At 40.1% G+C, this 21,562-nt stretch carries 14 protein-coding genes; 7 read left to right on the plus strand and 7 right to left on the minus strand.

Annotation, left to right across the window (positions count from 1 at the left end; genetic code table 11):
• Window positions 1-2,237 (minus strand): helix-turn-helix domain-containing protein (locus E1176_RS21405; RefSeq protein WP_155212465.1); only part of this gene is annotated, 2,237 nt, incomplete at its 3' end.
• 93 nt (window positions 2,238-2,330) lie between these two features.
• On the opposite strand from E1176_RS21405, the gene E1176_RS18140 reads away from it, so the two are divergent.
• The 5 genes from E1176_RS18140 (at window position 2,331) to E1176_RS18160 (ending at window position 6,139) form a co-directional block, all read left to right on the plus strand.
• Window positions 2,331-2,714 (plus strand): hypothetical protein, encoded by a 384-nt coding sequence (locus E1176_RS18140; RefSeq protein WP_155212466.1) that lies wholly within the window; start codon window positions 2,331-2,333, stop codon window positions 2,712-2,714.
• 6 nt (window positions 2,715-2,720) lie between these two features.
• Entirely contained in the window at window positions 2,721-3,275 is a 555-nt protein-coding gene (locus E1176_RS18145; RefSeq protein ID WP_155212467.1) for a hypothetical protein, read from the plus strand.
• A gap of 96 nt (window positions 3,276-3,371) precedes the next feature.
• Window positions 3,372-4,139 carry an exodeoxyribonuclease III gene (locus tag E1176_RS18150; protein ID WP_155212468.1) on the plus strand — a complete coding sequence of 256 codons (768 nt, stop codon included), beginning with the start codon at window positions 3,372-3,374 and terminating at the stop codon, window positions 4,137-4,139.
• 68 nt (window positions 4,140-4,207) lie between these two features.
• Entirely contained in the window at window positions 4,208-4,999 is a 792-nt protein-coding gene (locus E1176_RS18155; protein WP_155212469.1) for a PhzF family phenazine biosynthesis protein, read from the plus strand.
• A 150-nt stretch (window positions 5,000-5,149) separates the two neighbouring features.
• Entirely contained in the window at window positions 5,150-6,139 is a 990-nt protein-coding gene (locus E1176_RS18160; RefSeq protein ID WP_155212470.1) for an aspartyl protease family protein, read from the plus strand.
• A 7-nt stretch (window positions 6,140-6,146) separates the two neighbouring features.
• On the opposite strand, the gene E1176_RS18165 is transcribed toward E1176_RS18160, so the two are convergent.
• Together E1176_RS18165 and hemA are read right to left on the minus strand one after the other, a co-directional pair.
• Complete coding sequence (locus tag E1176_RS18165; protein WP_343030560.1) at window positions 6,147-6,914, minus strand: S1/P1 nuclease; 768 nt, start codon at window positions 6,912-6,914, stop codon at window positions 6,147-6,149.
• Window positions 6,915-6,970: 56 nt separating this feature from the next.
• Complete coding sequence (gene hemA, locus E1176_RS18170) at window positions 6,971-8,242, minus strand: glutamyl-tRNA reductase (protein ID WP_155212471.1); 1,272 nt, start codon at window positions 8,240-8,242, stop codon at window positions 6,971-6,973.
• A 205-nt stretch (window positions 8,243-8,447) separates the two neighbouring features.
• Between hemA and E1176_RS18175 the strand changes: the two genes are divergently transcribed.
• On the plus strand, window positions 8,448-9,176 hold the full coding sequence (locus E1176_RS18175; protein ID WP_155212472.1) for a helix-hairpin-helix domain-containing protein: 729 nt from the start codon (window positions 8,448-8,450) through the stop codon (window positions 9,174-9,176).
• A 64-nt stretch (window positions 9,177-9,240) separates the two neighbouring features.
• Entirely contained in the window at window positions 9,241-13,260 is a 4,020-nt protein-coding gene (locus E1176_RS18180; protein WP_155212473.1) for an AAA domain-containing protein, read from the plus strand.
• Window positions 13,261-13,262: 2 nt separating this feature from the next.
• Here the strand turns inward: E1176_RS18180 and E1176_RS18185 are convergent, their stop codons facing one another.
• From E1176_RS18185 to E1176_RS18200, 4 genes are all read right to left on the minus strand, one after another.
• Window positions 13,263-14,081, minus strand: a complete 819-nt coding sequence (locus tag E1176_RS18185) for an ion transporter (protein WP_155212474.1) — start codon at window positions 14,079-14,081, stop codon at window positions 13,263-13,265.
• A gap of 24 nt (window positions 14,082-14,105) precedes the next feature.
• Window positions 14,106-18,347: a CHAT domain-containing protein gene (locus E1176_RS18190; protein ID WP_155212475.1), complete on the minus strand. Its 4,242-nt coding sequence runs from the start codon at window positions 18,345-18,347 to the stop codon at window positions 14,106-14,108.
• Window positions 18,348-18,409: 62 nt separating this feature from the next.
• The gene (scpA, locus tag E1176_RS18195) at window positions 18,410-20,533 is read right to left on the minus strand and encodes a methylmalonyl-CoA mutase (RefSeq protein WP_425482596.1); all 2,124 of its coding nucleotides are present in this window, start codon (window positions 20,531-20,533) and stop codon (window positions 18,410-18,412) included.
• Window positions 20,534-20,537: 4 nt separating this feature from the next.
• Window positions 20,538-21,562, minus strand: a 1,025-nt coding sequence (locus E1176_RS18200; protein WP_246206145.1) for a methylmalonyl-CoA mutase family protein, incomplete at its 5' end; no start/stop codon positions are given.

Here is a 21,562-nt window from a genome sequence, read left to right on the forward strand (position 1 = left end):
TTTTTGGAAGTAAATTTATGATGTGCTACGGCAAATTTTATATCTGAGTAAGTGTACTCTTCACCTAACTTTGATTTGACCTCACCGAGTTTATCCGTCTTTATGGTGTCTATGACTGTAACTATGTTTTTCAATTTATCTTCGGCTATAAAATCCAGTACGTCTATGTCTCCCGTAGAGATATAATGACACAGATGACCAGCGATCGTGCCAGGCACTAAATTTCTTTTTTCAGCGATGGTTTCTATATCGTTTCCCTCTTTATAGAGCTTGTAAGACAACTCGTGTGTGGGAGTTTTATCCTTTTTAGAAACCTTTGGCTCAGACTTTCTCGACAGGTAAAGGTCCGTAGCTTGTAGTTGATCTTTATTTAATTCTCCTCCTTCGCTCAAGGCTAAAAGTAGCATATCGATTTTAACAACAGCCTGTTGCTTGGCGTAAATAGCCAGCTCAATCTCTTCTAATTCTTTCAGGTATTGCTTTACCTTACTTTTCAGTGCAACTTCATCAATATGTTTTTTTACACCACTTCTTATTTCAGAAAGCTTAGAGTCAAAATATTCTTTAGCCTTATTTACCCTTTCTGTGAGTGTAGGCAAATAGTCACCCTGGCTTATAAGGATTTTCTTTATCTGGTTTATAAACGTATCGGCTACTTGTTTTATGTCGTGAATGTCTTTTCTTAACTGCCTGGTCCAGCTTTCATACCCTTGCTTTACAGATAGGTTGTCAGCTTTATCGAAAGATGATAAATGCTTATTTATGAGAGTTGCCAGGTTGTAGAAATTAAAGGATTCGATAGCGAACTGTTCGATATAAGCTTTTCTATCAGTGGATAGCTGTTGTTTGAGCGCCTCATGATTTTTCTTGTTTGCACTGAATCTATTAATGGCCTCATCGCTTGAAAGTACATTCGTTGAAAGGGGAGAAGACAGTACCAAACCGTCAAGAGAAGTTAATCGGGAGAGGGCCACATACACCTGACCCGCGGCAAAAGCATCGGTAAGGTCTAAAATTGCCCTGTCAAAAGTGAGTCCCTGGCTCTTATGCACGGTCACGGCCCAGGCGAGTTTCAAAGGGTATTGTTGGTACCTGCCGATTACTTTTTCGTCTATTTCATTAGTTTCTTTGTCTAGCGTGTACCTTACATTCTCCCACTCATAAGACTCCACCACAATGGGCTCTTCACCTTCGCAAGTCACCTCGATGTTGTCATCAGCAAGGTGCGTGACTTCACCTATTTTCCCATTAAAATACCGTTTTTCCTCATTCGAGTCATTTTTGAGAAACATGACTTGTGCACCCTTTTTTAGCTCAAGTTTGTCTGATACCGGATACATAGAATCAGGAAAATCACCCTGTATACTAGCCGAATAGCTATAAATTTTGCCCTTTAGTTGATCAAGTTCATTTTTATTGATGGCATCTGCTTTATAGTTGTGCGTTGTGATCTGTATGTACTTGTCTTCCGACTGCGGTTTAAAATTTTCTTTGTAGTGCTTATTAAGCGCATCAATATCGGCCTGAGTTACTTTATTATCTCTAAAGCGGTTGAGGACAGTAATAAAGCTTTCATCACTCTGTCGGTAAATTTTATCGAGCTCGATAAATAAAGGAGGTGCCTGATCTAAGGCTTTAGCAGCAAAAAAATAATTGCTGTTGTAATAGTTAGACAAAACCCGCTGATCTACCTCTTTGGCTACTGGTGGCAGTTGCAGCAAATCGCCTATAAATAAAATCTGTACACCTCCGAAAGGTATGTTTCGCCTCTTTCGTATCGAGCGTAAGATTGTATCGATACAATCTAGCAGATCTGCCCTCAACATACTCACCTCATCGATGATAAGCAGTTCCAGCTCTTGCAGGAGCTTTCGCTTGGTTTTATTTATTCTATAATTAGAGAGTACAGTGCGTGGAGTATTTACCCTTTCAGAAAGTGAGCCACTGCTTGTGAAATTAGGATCTGGAACAAAAACACCGAAAGGCAACTGCAGAAGTGAGTGTAGGGTAACTCCACCTGCATTGATAGCAGCAATACCAGTTGGGGCAGCTATGGCAGCTTTTTTATAAGTGTGCCGCATGATATGCCTCAAAAAGGTGGTTTTTCCTGTGCCGGCCTTTCCGGTAAGGAAAATGTGCCTATGAGTGGTATTTATGTATTTACTTGCAAGTGCTGCTGTTTCATTGAGCTTCACTTCCTGCGTGGCTGTGTCAGTATGGCTTTCGAATTGTGTCACGGTTCAAATTAAAGAGATCAAATTGATAAATAATGATTCTCTTGGTATTACTTGCCGGCTTTTTATAATTTCAGGCTTTACAATCATCAATCTATGGATTATAAGAAAGTAACACCGCTGCTGCTGGTGTTAATTACAGGCTTACTTATTTACAGTGTCTTTTTTGGCCAATCTTCAGTAAAAGAAACTAAAAAACTGGCCAGAGAGCTCAAACAGCAGGTGGATACACTTTCTATGCTCAATGAAAAATACGATAGGCTGCAGCAGAAGTACCTGCTTCTTTATAATGATCTTAGAAATACAAGAGCAGATATTTACAGCTTTAAAAAGAAAGTTGAGGCCGTCTCTAAACAGCAAACCAGTAATGTAAAGAACATCAAAGCTGAACTAAATAGGATCATTGAGCAATATGACTCACTTGAGCAGATTCACCATGACTCACTTTCTTTTGTAGCCATAGACAGTTTAAAGTTTTAAATGCACGTGACTAAATCTATATTAACAAGCCTCTTTTTCTTTAGTCTAACATTTTGCCTCGCACAGCAGGTAGTTTTTGAAGAAAAGGATCATATAAAAGAAGTGCAGCGTGGCACTACGGTAGAAATAAAGGCAGATACTGCTTTTGTGATTAGCAAAACGAGAGCCATGTTGCTTAATGCCAAACTTGATGAACTGAAAGAAATGCGGGAGAGTAATTTGGAGCTTCAAAATGTAAACAAGCAACTGCTCAATAAAGTAAAAGAAGTAGAGAAGCTTGTTGCCAGACTTCTGACGAAGATGGAAGCTACGAATGAAGACATTAATCTCGATCTAAACCAGATCATTGCACAACTCGATCAAAGCTTACTCAAGCTAAAGGAGAATAATCAGGAGTTAGCCAGCCATAATAATGACTTGAAATCACAAATTAACAGCATGGAGCATACGATCAAATTGCTCCGTAAAGAAATAAGAGGTATCTGGTGGAATGGTGTGACAGACAAGCTCGTGGTGGGGCTGGCTGCACTTACATTAGGGTTTGTATTAGGCTCGGTTTAAGGAATAACAATCCTCAATTAAGCTACTCAATTTTTGATTTTTAAGCTTTAAACGGGCAATTTGCAGCATCAATTATTATCACAAAAAAATAAGTTTATGCATATAGTTTCCTGGAATGTAAATGGTATCAGAGCCATTGTGAAAAAAGGGTTTTTAGATAGTGTTGCTGAGATGTCTCCAGATATAATTTGTCTGCAAGAAACCAAAGCACAGCTAGAAGACGCCCAAACGGCACTTTCTTTATTGCCAGACTACCAGGCCTATATCAATTACTCAAAGGCAAGAAAAGGCTATTCCGGAACGGCCATTCTTACTAAAAAAGAGCCTATTGAAGTTACATATGATATGGGCCTCGAGGAGCATGACCAGGAAGGTAGAGTAGTGACAGCCGAGTTTGAAGACTTCTTTTTGGTAGATGTATATACACCCAACTCAGGGTCTGGTCTTAAAAGGCTTGATTACAGACAAACCTGGGATGTTGCTTTTCTTGATCACCTGAAGGCATTGAGAGAAAAAAAACCAGTGATATTGTGCGGAGACCTGAATGTAGCCCATACGGAGATAGATATAGCGAGAGCTAAAGAAAACTACAATAAGTCGGCAGGCTATACACAAAAAGAGATTGACGGTTTTGAAAATTACCTGGCAGAAGGGTGGGTAGATACATTTAGACATTTCAACCCTGAAGAGGTAAAATATACTTATTGGAACCAGATGTTTAAAGCCAGAGAGAGAAATGTAGGCTGGAGAATAGACTATTTCTTAGTTACAGAAGACCTTATGCCAAAAGTGAAAGAAGCGCATATCTACAATCAATATATGGGATCAGATCATTGTCCTGTAGCCATCGTGCTGGAAGATTAACACAAAACACTCACTACATAAACCACTTATTTTCTCAGTGGTTTTTTCTAAATAAGATCTCGTTTAATATGAAAACCCCTATCTACCAGGTCGATGCCTTTACTTCAGAACTGTTTGGAGGCAATCCTGCTGCAGTTTGTCCGCTTAAAAAGTGGCTGTCTGATGATTTAATGCAAAATATAGCCGGTGAGAATAATCTATCAGAAACGGCTTTTTTTGTAAAGACAGATGACGGGTTTCATTTAAGGTGGTTTACACCAAACACCGAGGTCGATCTCTGCGGTCATGCTACGCTGGCTACAGCGCATGTGATTTTCAATCATTTAGGGTATGACCAAGACGAAATTCAGTTTGAGAGCAAGAGCGGTTTGCTTACTGTCAGTAAACAGTCAGGTAAAATGACTTTGAATTTTCCTGCAGATAATCTCAAGCAAATAGAAATAACTGATGCCATCATAGAAGGCCTGGGAATAAGACCAAAAAAAGGTTTTAACGGGGTTTCTGATATGCTGTTTATTGTAGAAAGCGAGTCTGAAGTAAGAGCTTTACACCCTGATTTTGGTGTACTAGGGGCTCTAGACAGGCGAGGCATTATCGTGAGCGCTCCGGGCGATGATGTTGATTTTGTATCCAGGTGTTTTTATCCTGCTTGTGGTATCGATGAAGATCCCGTGACGGGCAGCGCTCATACGACTATGGTACCTTACTGGGCAAAGACATTAGGAAAAACAGACCTAAAAGCTCAACAGCTTTCACAGAGAGGAGGCCAAATTGATTGTAAACTTGAAAGCGACAGGGTCTTATTGACAGGTGCTGCAGTCACTTATTTGGAGGGCCAAATTTCCATACCTGACTCATAACCACTGTAATTCATCGAAAATAGCTCCAATTGTGTAACCCTGAGTATCACCCCATCTGGCAGGGTAATTTGAGCTAAAAACACTCCGTTTTGCGTGATTCTTTTTATGAAAAATTGATATAACTTCAATTAGGTCAAAAACTTAGGAGTCATGTATAACAACAACACAAAAGCTCCCTGGAAGAGGTATGCCCTCTCCATGGTGGCAACAATGCTATTCACATTATCTATTGCAGATACCAATTATCGTTTCTTAAACAACAAAACCTCAACTACGCTTAAATTTAAGCTTATCAACAATCTCATTGTGATCCCCGTAAAGGTCAACGGTATGGATCTCAATCTGATTTTAGATACAGGCATGCGTTCTGTGGTGCTGTTTGGTAAAAAATATACCAGGCGATTAGAAGTTTTAGATGATGTAACGGTACGCCTTTCTGGCTATGGAAAAAAGAAAAACAGGCCCTGCAAGCTGTCTTTAGATAATGATTTACAGATACAGGATGTGCTAGGTCAGCATGTGAGTATCGTAATTATGCCGAGCCCTGATTTATTTGAAGATGTAGGTCTTTCAAACATTGATGGCATCATCGGCTACGAAATATTTAGCAGATTCATTGTTAGAATTGATTACCCGGGCAATCAAATAACGCTATTCGAGCCTTATGCAGCGCCACCAATTGTTGGGTTTGAAACATTGCCTCTCACCATAAAGGACACCAAACCTTATATACCTGCCACTCTTATCGATGACGCAGGTCAGTCATATCAAGGTCAGTTTCATGTGGATACAGGCTCCTCTCAGGATATTATGATGTTTTTACGCGAGGAAGATGAAAAGAATTTTAGAGTAAGGGATCGTGCCCTGGTAGGAGTGGGTATTGGAGGCAATATTAAGGGTTTTGTCGGTGAAAAATCACAAATGCATTTAGGCAATAATTTCTCGAAAGAAATAGTTCCGAAGTATATCCAGCGGCTGTTTTCAAACAGAGAGCTTCAAGATGCAAAAGGAAGCATCGGTTCCGGTTTTCTTAAACACAACGTAGTGATTTTAGATTACATCAACATGACCTTTCACTTAAGAAAGTCTGGTGCAGTGCCTCACAAGAGATACCCACAAGTAGTAGCGGGAGATATCTAGGTGTATTCTAGCCGTATAGCTCATTTAGCAAGCCGGCAAGTCTAATGCCTGCTTGTTGAAGTCTGAGCTCTACTACTTCCCAGTGTTTATACTGGTATTCGTATTTAAGGTTCTCATCTTCAGGTATGTCATACACTCGATCACGTAGTGCAATAGACTCATTTGCCCAGTCGATTACGCTGGCAGACTGCCATGCTTTTACCTGATCTTTAGAGGGTTCGTCTAAAATATTGGCTAGCTCTGTATAGCTGTATTTCTGGCTTTCAATCATTTCAGAATCCCACACTCTGTGTAGGTTAGAGTTTTGCCAAAACCATTTGATTTTCACACTGTTGCCACCTCTATCTTCACCGGTGCCCACGTGTAATGGTTGGTGAATGTCGCCAACCAAATGAATAAGCATCTTTACAGCTTCAACTTCCTGTGTTTTAGTCATGCCTCCAGCTTTTATTTCGCTGGTTAGCCTTTGTATTGTAGCGATTACATCACCATTAGGGTTCTTGTCAGTTTCTTCATAAGTTTTTCCCGTAGGTATTGTTACCCAATGCCAATCCTGCGCATAGTCATATGTGCTATCAGACCTTATTTCATCCATCCAGGTGCTTGCCTCAGCTAAAGATTCTCCATCAAGTAGTTTATCCAGCGCTTTAGCAGCTTTTTTGTTAAGGTACTCCTGAGCTACATGGCCCACAGAGCGATGACCAATTATTCCCCAGTTAAAAAAAGTAACAGAAAATAAAACCACTAAAAGGAGTGTGTATTTTTTAGACATCATAAGTATCGATGAAAAAGATTTTTAGAATAGCTCATACCAGAAAAAACTATGAGCGCTTATTTACTGAGTTTTTCAGATTGCTTTTCAAGATCAAAAAGATCGTTGAGAATATCGATCAAAGTCTCGGCCTCACCACGTTTGCAAGCCGCTTTAAGCTGAAGTACAGGCAGTTTCATCACCTTCTGCATCATGCTTTTAGTTACTTTATCGATTATTTTAGACTCTTTAGAAGATGCGTCCTTTACATATCGAGACAGCTCTTCTTTTCTGATTTCTTCAAGTGCGTTTTTAAGTTTCTTGATCGTTGGAGATACAATCATCTCTTTAGACCAATCGTTAAACTCCGCCACGGCCTCTTCGATTATAACTTTTACCGCAGGTATGGCAGACATTCTTTTATCCAGCGCTTCTGAAGCTTTGCTTTGAATGTCATCAATATTATATACCAACGCACCCGGTACTTCTTCTACAGACATTTCAACACTACGAGGTACAGATAGGTCTATAAAAAATTTAAAGGAAAGTATATCGAGCTTAGAAACCAGCTCTTTAGTAATAAATGCTTTTTCTTTTGCAATAGACGATATCACTACATCTGCGTTAGCGATGGCGTGCTCAACATCATCAAAAGGCACAAATTTGAAGTTGCACTCTGCTGCCAGCATTCTACCTTTACTTTCTGTACGATTAGTAATGGTTACGTCAGAAAATCTGGAGCCCACAAAATTTCTGCAGACATCCTGCCCTATTTCACCAACACCTAAAACCAATATTTTAGGTTCTTGAAATTCAGCGGTTATATCTTCGATCAGGTCTTTTGCTGCATAAGATACAGAAGCGGCACCATCTCTAAAAGAGGTCTCTTGTACTACTCTTTTGTTAGTATAAAAAATGGTGTGCATTAAGCGATGTAAAAATGGACCAGCCATATTTTCATCTGCACTCCACTGGTAGGCACGCTTTACCTGGTTTGAGATCTGCAAGTCACCTACTACCTGAGCGCGAAGGCCCATAGAAACTTCAAATAAATGAAATATAGCTTCATTGTGCTTGTCGAAAAGCTCAAAATGTTGTGAAATAGTATCCACATCCATTTTCTTAAGAAGTGCTATTCCCTGAAGAATTTCTTTTGAGTAATCGTTTTCGTGATTGTAGTAGATCTCTGTGCGATTGCACGTAGATAGAATTAAAACATCATTGGCTTCTGTGAAATCACCAATAAATTTCAAGAGCTTTTTGGCATTCTCCTCATCCAAAGCCAGTTTTTCCCTTGTTTCAATCGGGGTGTTTCGGAAAGATAAACCTAAGATTTTGAAATTGTTGTGCATATCGCTTTAAAACTGACCACAAACTTAACTAGTAATCATTAACTTATAAAATGATGACCGCAATTTATCATGTTTCTAATTTGTAGAATATGAGGCTAAATCGCTGACCACATGACTAACATCATTTTTTTTAAGAACGATCCCGATTATAGATAAAGTTGCCTCCGGGGTAGAGATATTTCTGCAACTTTTATATTTTCGAAGCTTGAAGCGACTGAATCATTGGCTAAGAAACTACTTCGGGTTCTCTAAAACAGAGTCTAATGGGTTTATAGTACTCATACCTCTCATGTTTATAATTGTGGTAACTCCGTACGCCCTTAGATATCTTGACAAGGTGCCCCAGACATCATTTGACGAAGCTGCGGTCGATAATCTCATTAGTGAGTTGCGGCTTAAAGAAGAAAAGCAGCACAATCCCAGAAAAGCTGAGCAGCGGGAAGTATGGATAAGCAAGCAAAACTATAGAGAGAAAAAAAAGAAGCCAGAATTAATAAAACCAGAGAGGAAATTCGTCAGGAAAACACCGATCATCGATCGCTTTGATATCAATCAGGCTGATACAGTGATACTCAAACAAATTAGAGGAATTGGCCCGGTATTGTCTACAAGGATTGTGAAATACAGGGATATGCTCGGTGGCTTCGTAGATAAAAATCAGCTGGCAGAAGTTTATGGACTAAAAGAAGAAGTACTACAGCGCTTAGACTCTTTAAGCTTTATTGCTGATGACTATAAGCCTAAACAACTTGCCTTAAACGACCTGGAGGCATACTTATTAGACGATCATCCGTATGTTTCTAAAAAAGTGGCCTCAGCGATAGATGCCTATCGTTTTCAGCATGGTAAAATAGATCGAGTTGAAACACTCTACGAAATTCATCTGTTAGATACGGCCACAGTAAAGAAGATTTATCCATATATATTATTCTGACGGTTCATTCTTTTAAGGATTAAATAAGATAATTTCCTTAATTTTTCGTTTACTTGATCGCATTATGCACGAACTGCTAAAGTCATATCTTAAGAGACTTACTAATCTCACCGCAAATAACAGGTCGCTATTATTGCTCCGATTACCGGTGCAGCAGTTTATCGATATTTATGATTTTAATTTTATAACCGAGGGCGGGGCATTTTCTATCATAGAAAATCTTATCGGTAGTCGATCTATAAAGCTGGCTCCCATACTCGATAGCCGGGATGAAGACGCCAACCAGCTGAGTAAGAAACTAAAAAAGCTGGAGCGTACTGATAAGTTTATACAAGAGGAGAGAGGCTCACATGATTTGTATGTGGGTTGGCCATTTGTAAGGGGCAAACTAGCCAATGGCACACCTGTGAGGGCTCCACTATTATTTTTTCCTGTGTCGTTGGCTGCAGAAGGCAAGTTTTGGAAGATGTATAGCCGCTCTTCCGGGGTTATGTTTAATAAGTCATTTTTATTGGCGTATGCACACTTCAACGGTATTAAAATATCAGATGACTTCTTGGATAGAAACTTTGAAGATTTTGATGACGACAGTACAGTATTTCGCACTTCCCTTTATCAATTATTTAAAGACAGCCCGGTTGAGCTAAACTTTAATCAGGATAATTTTCAGGATGTACTTCAAAAATTTGAGATTTTCAGTAAATCAGATTTTGAGTCAGCACATGGTGAGGGTCAACTCAAGCTTTACCCAGAAGCTGTGTTGGGCATTTTCCCTCAAGCCGGTTCATACCTGGTGCCAGACTATCAGCACCTGATAGAAAATCAATCAATTCAGGACCTGGAAGAGTTTTTTGCCCAGAGAAGCATGTCTCACATCATGGCAGATAATGCTACCCGACAGGTGACAGAGGAAAAATCTATTACACCATTTAAACTCGATGCACATCAGGAAAATGCCTTAAAAATAATCAAGAAAGGGGCGTCTTTGGTGGTGCAGGGTCCTCCTGGCACTGGTAAGTCACAGCTTATTTGTAACCTTATTGCCGATCATATTGCCATTGGTAAAAAGGTGTTGGTTGTGTGTCAAAAACGAGCTGCACTCGATGTGGTGTACGAGCGAATGGACGATAAAGAGCTTACAGATTACCTTGGGCTCGTTCATGATTTTAGGAATGACAGAAAGAATATTTATCAAAAAATCGCCAGCCAAATAGAGCGCATTGATGAATATAAAATGAAAAATAATGGCCTCGATGCCATCCAGCTTGAGAGAAATTTTCTTCAGTATAGCAGAAGGATAGATCAGATTACAGAGGAGCTTGAGGAATTTAAGCAGGCCTTGTTTGATGAATCTGAATGTGATATATCTGTAAAAGAACTATACCTGACATCAAACCCGGAAGGGCCAACCATCAACCTCAAGCAGGAATACACCTATTTTAAATTCAACGACTTACCGGCTTTTCTTATTAAGCTTAAGAGTTATACAGATTATGCCCGGTCATTAGACTCCGGAGATCATGCATGGTCTGAGCGAGTGTCATTCAAAAATTTTCAGGCCAGTGATTATAATCACATAGTCGAAGCAATTGATGAGATACCAGTCTATCAGGAAAAACTAGGGGATGAACTTGAGAAGTTAATTGGTAAGCGGCTTGACTTTGAAGAATGCGAGGCGATCTATAACAAACGTGATTTTCTGGTAGAAATGCTGGGTGTACTCAAAGACCCACAGATTTTTGAGTATTTCAAACACATGGTAGACTATCCTGATGATGATACCAGTGCCTTGTGGTTATCAAATACCGAGCGTGTACTTATGGAGTGTTACAAGGGTGTTGGGCCGGAGGTAACGCTCCCGGCAGACCAGCTAGGCAAGTTTCAGGAAGTGTTGCAGCGCAATATGCACGCTCGTACAAGTCTCATCAAGCTTATACAATGGAGCTTATTTTCTAAAGATAAAGGCTACATTAAGCGTGTATTGGTAGAGAATGACCTCAAAGGCAACCGTGATGGATTCAAAACCATGGTGCAAAAGGTAGATAACAGATTAAATCTTGAGCATAACCTTACCAAAATAAAGAACAAAGAGTGGATCAAAGAAGTCCCGAAGTCATATGAGAAAGTTCACTTTCAGAACTGGTTTTATGTGATGAAGCTGGCTGTAAAAGCCAAGGTGATCTTTAACTCTGTGAGAAATTTTAGAGACCTATTTAACCTCCAAAAGCTTGATTACAGGGAGTTTCGGCAAAAAATGGAGGCGCTTTTTGTAATTATTAAAGATATAGCAAATAAACACGCCAGTTGGAAGGTCTATTTGTCTAATGCTCAAATAAACCAACTCGCTAAAAATGAAGATTATGCAGAGAGGTTGAAGTCTGCTTTACGAAAGGATTTTGACTCACTTTGTGAATACGACCTGATCAAAGACTCACTTACACCTCAGGAGCATGTGGTAATAAATAAACTCATTTCAGGGGATAGTGAAGAGAATGTTGTAACAGAAGAGACACTTAATCTCTTTCAAAATAGCCTTAGACTGGCCTGGATAGATCACATTGAAACGAAATACCCTATTTTAAGATCGGTCTCTTCAAAGAAATTTCAACGGCTAGAGGCTGAACTTCAGAACTGCGTAAGAGAAAAATTAAGGCTGAGCAACGACATGCTTCTCTTGAGAGCAAGAGAAAAAACTTATGAAGATGTAGAGTATAACCGCCTTAATAATATGGTTACCTACCGGGATCTGCTCCATCAGGTTACAAAAAAGCGCAGGATATGGCCTATAAGAAAGATAATTGAGGAGTTTAGTGAAGAGCTTTTTAAGCTCATGCCTTGCTGGCTGGCCAGTCCGGAATCAGTGTCTGCGATTTTTCCTATGAGAGAAATGTTTGACCTGGTGATTTTTGATGAAGCCTCTCAGTGTTTTGTAGAAAGAGGCATACCAGCCATGTACAGGGGAAGGCAGGTTTTAGTGGCTGGAGATGATAAGCAGCTAAGGCCAAATGATTTGTACCAGGTGCGCTATGAAGAGGAGCCGGAAGAAGACGATATTGCCCTTGAGGTAGACTCCTTATTAGAATTAGCGAATCACCACCTATCAGATGTGCAGCTCAAAGGGCATTACAGAAGTAAATCGTTAGAACTTATCGACTTTTCTAACCAGCATTTTTACAATGGTAACTTAAAATTGCTACCGGATTATAGCGTAGTAAATGCAAAAGAACCAGCGATAGAGTACATAAAGCTGGATGGTGTTTGGGAAAATAATACTAACGCCATAGAGGCCCAGACAGTGCTCGATTTGCTTTTCCAGATTTACAGCGAATCCCAGACTAAATCCGTTGGTGTAGTGACATTTAACGCCAGGCAACAGCAGCTTATTCTTGATATGATTGATGAGCAATTTGTAGCGAAAGGGAAGCTGTTTCCTAAAAATTGGTTTGTAAAAAATATAGAAAATGTCCAGGGTGATGAGAAAGATGTAATCATCTTTTCTACAGCGTACGCACCTGATAAAAATGGCAAAATGGCCATGCAGTTTGGTAGCTTAAATGCTGCCAATGGTGAAAACAGGCTAAACGTGGCTGTCACCAGGGCAAGAGAGCGAGTGGTGGTAGTTACCAGTATTTACCCTCAACAGCTACAAACAGAAGGATTAAAAAATGATGGTCCAAAGCTCTTACAAGAGTATTTGGCCTATGCCAAAGAGGTGTCTGAAGGTAATTTTACTCCGGCACCACATACCAAATCAAACCATCACGTAGATTGGTATTTGAAAGATAAATTGAAAAGTTGGGCTGAGGAAAATATTAAATCATACCAGTTTACAGCCGAACTACCATTTGCCGACCTCACGGTAAAGCAAGATAGTAATTACCTGGGCCTTATCGTAACTGATGACGACCTGTATTATCATAGCTTATCAATCAAAGATATGCATGTATACACACCTTTTACATTGAGTAATAAAAAGTGGAAGTTTAAAGGAATATTTAGCCGTGAGTTTTGGAATGATAAAGATCAGGTTGAGCAATCAATTCATCGCTTTATAGGTCAGAATAAGTTTGAGGTTGAAGAGTAGATCTACAGCCTCAGCTTCTCACCACATTTGTTGCAATATCTGGCATCCTCGTCATGTCCGGTGGCACCACATCGGTGACACTCCCTAATGTACTCTTCGTCTACTGTTCTTCGTTGGCTCATTTCTGCAGAAACAATACCTGTAGGTACTGCAATCATACCATAACCAAGGATCATAATAAGTGTAGCCAAAGCCTGGCCCAAAACAGTACTAGGTGCAATATCACCATAACCGACCGTTGTGAGCGTAACCACTGCCCAATAGATGCTTCTGGGTATACTGTCAAAACCATGATCTGCACCTTCTATGATGTACATGAAGGTGCCTAGAATAACCACGACAATAAAAACAGCACCAATAAACACAGTGATTTTTACGCGACTTGCCTTAAGGGCTCTGGATAAATGCGAAGCCTCACCCAGAAATCTAACCATTTTAAGTACTCTGAATACACGAAGTAATCTTATACTTCTTATGATTAGCAGTGAATGCGCCCCCGCTATAAATAGGCTTAAGTAAGTAGGTATAATAGAGAGAAGGTCAATTATACCAAAAAAGCTTCTTACATACTTCCAGGGCTTATCTATTACAATTATTCGGGCGATATACTCCATTGTAAAGAGAATAGTAAATACCCACTCTACAATGTATAAGATATTGCCATAGCCGATTTTTATTTGCTTGACGCTTTCTAGCATTACAGCCAAAACACTAAGGACAATTGCTATTAAAAGGATTACATCAAACACCTTTCCCCAGTAGGTGTCGGCTTCAAAAATTATTATTCTAAGTTGCTTCTTCCAATTTTGCTCTTTGGCCATTTATGTGTTCAAGTTTAAAAAATCTTAGTCAAGCCCAATCATGATAAATGCACCCCAGTAAATAGGCTCCTGGTATTCGGCTCTTATTTCTTTCTTTGCATCTATAAAGCTTTGTCGTTTATTGCCAGTTTCAATCCATTTCTTATAAAACTTAGACATTAGCTTTTGTGTGGCTTCATCGTCTACTTTAAACATACTCATGATTAGTGTTTGGGCACCAGCCACCAAAAATGCTCTCTGTAGACCATAAACGCCTTCACCAACGGCAAGTTCACCAAGGCCGGTTTCGCAGGCACTCAATACGACCAGCTCCGTTTGGTCAAGGTTTAGATTCATAGCTTCATAAGCTGTGAGTATTCCGTTTTCAATATTGTAATTAAAGGCCGACTTATCCAAAAGGTCACCAGCGCCAGTCATCAATAAGCCCGTACGCAAAAGTGGATTCCTCGCAGCTTCAGATTCGCTCATAGCTACCTGATCAGAAATATCATGTTCGTCCTCCGGAGTGAAAAAGCCGTGGGTGGCTACATGGAATACTTTTGGATTGTCAAGTTTTTTGATTTGCTCTTCCTGTGCTTCACTTTCTGTATAAGCACTGATGTTCCACCCTCTATCTGACAACAAATCTTTGAGCTCGCTCACTTCTCTGGCCGTACCAGGTAAAGATTGTATGGCTCCTCTGCTCGCAGTAAGGTAGAAATTTGGGTTGCCAAACATGGTTGCCACCTTTTCATCCTGCACCAACTGTGTACGCACCTGGTTGAGGTATATATCTTTCGTATTGCTTACGAGTATAATGTTGGAGTTGTCTATTACATACTTTCCGTCAGGTGTCGGTATGGCTTCCAGATTTATCTGATTGTAAACACCATCTGCTGAAAGATAAATAGTGGCATAATTGCCAACTACCTCCTTGAGAGGTTGCCAATAGGTATCATAACTCAACCCATCGGTTATTTTAAATATGATGCTATTTCTGTAATTCTGAAAGTACTTTCCTTCGAGCTCTTCACCATTATCGATGAAGGTGACCTGAGGTTTCTTTTGGGTTTCTTTATTTTTAAGATACAGTGCAGCATAAACCACAGAGTCTGTAAATACATGATCAAAATGTCTGTACCTGACCATCTCAATGGCAACTTCATTAGGCTTAAGCACCTTTTGTACATCTTCCCAAAGTATGCGTTTATCTTCAGAGGCCTGACTAAATAGCTCTGAGCGCTCGCTGATTTCTTTCTCTAACTGCTCTACCTCATGAGTAAGCACACTTGGTACAATGCCATTTTCTTCTAATTGCTGTAAACTCATCGACAAAACATTGGTAAGTTGCTCCTTCTTATCGAGCCACATGTTATATTTCTCGATGAGATCAGCATCGTTACTATTGGTTATACGCTCCCTGATTTTGATTGATGAATTAAGCAATATGGCTTTTGTGATGAGCGCGTTATTGTAAACCTTACCAGCCATGTCATCATCAGAGTCATTGAGTTCAAATGCGAGCGTATTGTAAAACTCAAAATCAGGTCTTATGGTATTCCAGTATTTGGCTTTTTCCCTTTCGCTAAGCGCGGGAAAATAGTTTTTAATGAAGTTGTGATAGTTGGCCAATGCCTCTTCAATATACTCTTTGGCCCTTTTAGAATCGCCTTCCATGTAGTACACCTTACTTAGTTTAGACTGTACTTTTACATACTCCGGGTGTGTATTGCTAAAAAACTTTTTATAGAGACGCTCAGCTTTCTCATAGCTTTCTTCTGCCAGATCAAACTGTCGTTGTAGGTAGTATATATCGCCTTCCAAAACGTATATGCTGGCAGTATTGATATTGTTTCTTCTGCCTACTTTAGATATCCAAATGCTTTCTGCCAATTTGAGGCCATTAAATGCATCATCATATCTATGTTGTGAGATATAAACTTTAGCCAGATCTGTTAAAATACGAGCGTATCGAGGGTTTCTATTTCCAAGTTTGCTTGCTGTAATGTCCTTGGCCTGATCCATTAATTGCTCAACTTCCTTTAAATCATCGCCTTTGTAAAATTTAATAAGAGCAAGCTGCGCTATAGATTGCCCCACATCGATGTGGTCGGTTCCAAATTGCTTTTTCTGAATATTAACAGCCTTTTTGGCGTTGGATTCGGCTTTTTCATAGTCGCCTATATTGGTATACACTTCAGAAAGTAGCAGTACAGTAGGAGCAACCTTTGAAGAATTGTCTCCGAAAATATTAACGGCAATGTTTCGGGCCCTCAAAGCAGTTTTTTCTGCTTCAGGGTATTCACCCGAGATTAACTGCAACCTACCTCGATTTACCAAAGGTTTGATCAGACGCTGTGAGTTTATGCCATATCTACTTTCATAAGTGTTTATTTGCTTGTCAATGAGTTCTTCTGTATCACGATATTGACCAAGCGTGATGTATAAGCTAGCCAGTTCCTCAGCTGCTTTCAACTCATTAAAAGTAGATGAAGTTTCTGCACGTGTTTGCAGCTTTTGCGACATATTGATGGTAGATTCCGCCTCGTCAAACAGGCCTTGAATGGCTTTTAGTCTGGCTTTGGTTTGTAATGCATCTACATAGTCTAAGACACGCTTTTCATTTCTACGCTCATTTTCAAGTATAACGATCGAGGCATCTATGTTTTCTTCGGCCTCGTCATAGTTGCCTATATCGATATATAGCTTTGCGAGTTTATTGAGTTGCACCCCATAGTTAGGGTCTGTATCACGAAACTTTGCACGCGCTGTATTTTCTGCTTTTGCAAGTATGTCAGATGCTTTTTGGTATTGATCTGTTGTTTGATAAAATAGCGCAATGTGATTAAGAATATTTACGTAATCTTTATGCCAGTCATCAATTTGCTGATCAACCACAGCAAAGAAACTTTCCTCGTAAATCTGCTGAGCTTCCTTTATTTTATCGGTGTGGTCGATGTAATAATTGGCTAACTCAACCTTCGAAAGGTGGTATTCTGGTGATTCTTCACCATAAAGCACTTTTTTAATCTCTATTATGTCGGTGAGGTATTTTTCAGCAATAATAAAATTTTGCTTTTGTAATGAAACCCTATAGAGTACATCATACAATTCCATTGTCTTGGCATGGTGCTTTGGTAGCGATCGGGTAGAGGCTAAAATTTGATTGGCTTTGCTCTCTATTTTGCCGGTTTTGCCTTTAGAAAGGTCAGAATCAAATTCGATGGTTTCAAGATTAATATTATGTAAGCTGGTCTTTTTAAAATTACGCTTAATGGCTTTTTCGTATTCTACCTTTGCACTGCGATACTTAGCGCGCTGGTCTTGGTTTAAATACCATTTTAGGAGTGTTTCATAAAGTTCAAATGCAAGGTAATGCGACTCCTCGTGTTGTTTTTTGAGTTTGCTGAGGGTTCTGTCAAAACGGGCATTTTTAGTGGCACCACTGAATTCTAACAATCCATTTTCAACCAGAAATTTGCCATGTAAATATTGATTTTGAACGTACTCGATACTAGAATCATCCATATTGCTACTTATCCACTCTTCTGCTCGGGTAAAGGCACTATCAGCACTTTTATATACACCTTTTTTTCTGAAAGCGTTGGCCTTGGTGGTAAGGAGCGTAGCATAGTCACTCATTCGATCAATGACTTCATCTTCTGTCAGTCTTCTGGTTTTAAGTTTGCCAGACTCATCTACATAAGATTCTTTAAAAACTGCTCTTCCTCTAAAGTAATTGAGTTGACTATCGATAAAACTCAGTGCTTCGTTGTAGTAGCCCTGGCCAGTAAGTATTTGGGCTCTTTTTAGGTCGATTTTAGCTTTGATGTTGTCACTTAATTCATTGGCGTTTTCCAATGTGGTTTCTGCACGGTCTACATAGTTTGACGCCTCAACGAAGTTGCCATATAATAACAGTATGTCGGCTACATCAAGCTGGTTGAGTGCATGCTGTTGGCTGCTTTCACCATTTATTTGCGTGCTTATTTCTAATGCTTTTTCAATGGTAGGATCGATATCAATAAGAAGGCCGGCCGCAATATTAAACTTGGCCGATCGTAAATAATACTGTGCCATGTACTCATTGCTCACGCCAAGCTTCTTGGTGACTTTCTTCTTAAATTTCGCCAGCAACTTATTGGCCTTTTCGTAGTCACCTTCCTTAAATTCGGTATCTACTTTAATAAGTTGTTTTTCCCATTTGCTTTGAGAAAAAGTAGGTTGGGCAAGAAATATAAAGATACAAAGTAGCCAACCTAGCCGGGAGGTTTTGAGTACAGCCATGACAACACCTTTTTAGTTTTTAAAAGATAATATATAAATCTAACTATTTGATTTATAAAATATTAGTCCTTTAGCAACTTATTGAGGATATCTTTAGCAGCCTCTGCTATTACAGTTCCAGGTCCAAAAACACCACTAACGCCAGCTTTATAGAGAAAATCGTAATCAGCAGGAGGTATTACACCGCCAGCTATCACCATGATGTCTTCACGGCCTAATTCTTTAAGTGCGTTGATTAGCTCAGGAACCAATGTTTTATGTCCGGCAGCTAAACTTGAAGCTCCGATTACATGCACATCGTTTTCGGCAGCTTGTTTAGCCACTTCTTCCGGAGTTTGGAATAAAGGCCCAATATCTACATCGAAACCAAGGTCGGCAAAGCTTGTAGCAATAACTTTTGCACCACGATCATGGCCATCCTGCCCCATTTTGGCCACCATGATTCTTGGTCTTCGGCCTTCTAACTGGGCAAATTCATCTGATAGGCTTTTAGCTTCTTTAAAATTGGTATCCATGCTGGCTTCTTTTGAATAAACACCCGATATAGACCTAATAGTCGCTTTGTGCCTGCCGAAAGATTTTTCCATGGCATCTGAAATTTCGCCAAGGGAAGCTCTTTTTCTGGCAGCATCTACCGACAATTCGAGAAGGTTGCCCTCGCCAGTTTCAGCACATCGGCTTATTTTATCTAAGGCCTCCTGAGTCTCAGCTTCGTTTCTTTCAGCGCGAAGCTTCTCTAATCTGGTAATTTGCTCGTTTCTTACTTTGGTATTGTCTACTTCTCTGATGTCAAAATCAGGGTCTTCGTCAATCGTGTATCTGTTTACACCTACTATCACATCTTTGCCGGAATCAATTCTGGCTTGCTTCCTGGCCGCAGCTTCTTCGATACGCATTTTAGGCACACCACTTTCTATAGCCTTTGCCATACCGCCTAATTCCTCTACTTCTTCAATCAAGGTCCAGGCTTTATCTACTAAGTCTGCAGTAAGTTGCTCCACATAATAAGAGCCACCCCATGGGTCAACCACTTTGGTGATATCTGTTTCTTTCTGTAGATAGATTTGAGTGTTTCTGGCGATTCTTGCCGAAAAATCTGTTGGCAGGGCAATTGCCTCATCCAGTGCATTTGTATGTAAAGATTGTGTGTGACCCATGGCAGCAGCCATAGCCTCAATGCACGTTCTTGTTACATTATTATAAGGATCTTGCTCAGTTAAGCTCCATCCGGAAGTTTGGCAATGCGTCCTAAGTGCTAACGATTTAGGGTTTTTAGGGTTAAATTGTTCGACAATTTTAGCCCATAGCAAACGCCCAGCGCGCATTTTGGCGATTTCCATAAAGTGGTTCATGCCAATAGCCCAGAAAAAAGAAAGGCGAGGAGCAAATGAATCTATATCCATGCCTGCCTTTATACCAGTGCGCAGGTATTCTAAGCCATCGGCCAAAGTGTAGGCAAGCTCGATATCTGCTGTTGCACCAGCTTCCTGCATGTGATAGCCGCTTATACTGATAGAGTTAAATCGCGGCATATTTTTAGAAGTGTATTCAAAAATATCAGCAATTATCTTCATCGAAGGAGCAGGTGGGTAGATGTATGTGTTCCTCACCATAAACTCTTTCAAGATGTCATTTTGTATAGTGCCGCTGAGTTCTTCTGGTTTTACGCCTTGCTCTTCGGCAGCAACAATGTAGAAAGCCATGATAGGGATTACGGCTCCGTTCATCGTCATCGACACAGACATTTTATCGAGCGGTATCTGATCAAACAAGATTTTCATGTCTAATACTGAGTCGATAGCCACTCCGGCTTTACCGACATCACCAGATACTCTTGGATGATCAGAGTCATAACCACGGTGTGTAGCCAAATCGAAGGCAACAGAAAGCCCCTTTTGGCCTGCCTCTAGATTTTTTCTATAAAAAGCATTTGACTCCTCTGCGGTAGAAAATCCTGCATATTGTCGAATGGTCCATGGCCTGCTGGCATACATGGTAGAATATGGCCCTCTTAAATAAGGAGGTAGGCCAGCAGAAAAGCCCACATGATCAAGCTTTTCGAGGTCAGAGTGGGTATAAATCGGATGTATTTTGAAACCTTCTGCAGTGTTAATGGCACTGGCTGAGTTTTTTTGATCTTTAGGGGAAAAGGTGTTATATGATATTTTGCTAAAATCTGGCATGATCGATTTAATTGACTTTATCCTGAAATTTTTTCCAAGCCTCTTGCCCCAGGCTTTGGGTAAGTGACTCTATATAATATGAGCCGGCAACCGGGTCAGCGGCAGAGTTGAGGTAAGATTCCTCCTTTAAAATATTTGAAATGTTTCTGGCTGTACGTCTCATGGTAGAATTAGAAGCATCTTCGGGCTCAATGATGAGTGCATCGCAACCACCTAGCACTGCCGCCATTCCGGCTGTAGTGCCTTTGAGCATATTACCATTTGGGTCATAGCTTTCATTTATCCAGGCAGGGGAAGTAGCACAGATTTTTAAATCTTCTGGCTTGAAATTTTCTAATCCGTATGCTCTGGCAACTTGATAGTAAAGTTGTCTCAATGCTCTGAGACTCGCTATTTCTCCAAAGAAATTGGCGCCCACTTCGTATACCAAAGCGTGGCTACGAAAGAAAGCTCCTAAATTCCCTTCCTGAACTAAGTCAACTGTATTAAGTAGCTGCGCTGCTATTTTGTCGGTAAAGGAGCCTTTGGAGTCACTGTCTGAAAAAATGATTTTTACAGTCTCATTTTGCTCAAACAATGTTGAAGTCTCCTTATATAATGTTTGCTCCCGGCAGAATATGAACCCTTGAAGGGGTTTGTCTTTAGCATATGAAGAAATTATTTCTGCCTGCCCGTATTCCGTCAATTGAAAAGAAACATTGCAGTAGGGCAATTCAATATCCTTTAAGAGTGTACCCAGATCTGGTTGTTTGCTCAGGTCTTTAAATACAATACCTTCAGCTCCGCCTTGTAAAGCATCAAGTGCCAGATGATTGGCAGATTTCTCGTCTTGTGCTGCAATTACCTGCAGATTATCCCAATATCGAGCTTCTCCTGAAGGATGATCTGTTTTAAGTAACCTATTTTGGTAGGGCTTTATGTCCTGATTTAAATCTTCCTGATCATAGTAAGGATTTACTACAATTCCCGGTTCTATTTCCCAGCCAAACTGCTCATTGGGGTGGGTGCCTTTGAGGTCTTTGGTGGCTTTAT

It is taken from the genome of Fulvivirga aurantia (genome assembly GCF_009711475.1).
Taxonomy (GTDB): Bacteria; Bacteroidota; Bacteroidia; order Cytophagales; family Cyclobacteriaceae; genus Fulvivirga; species Fulvivirga aurantia.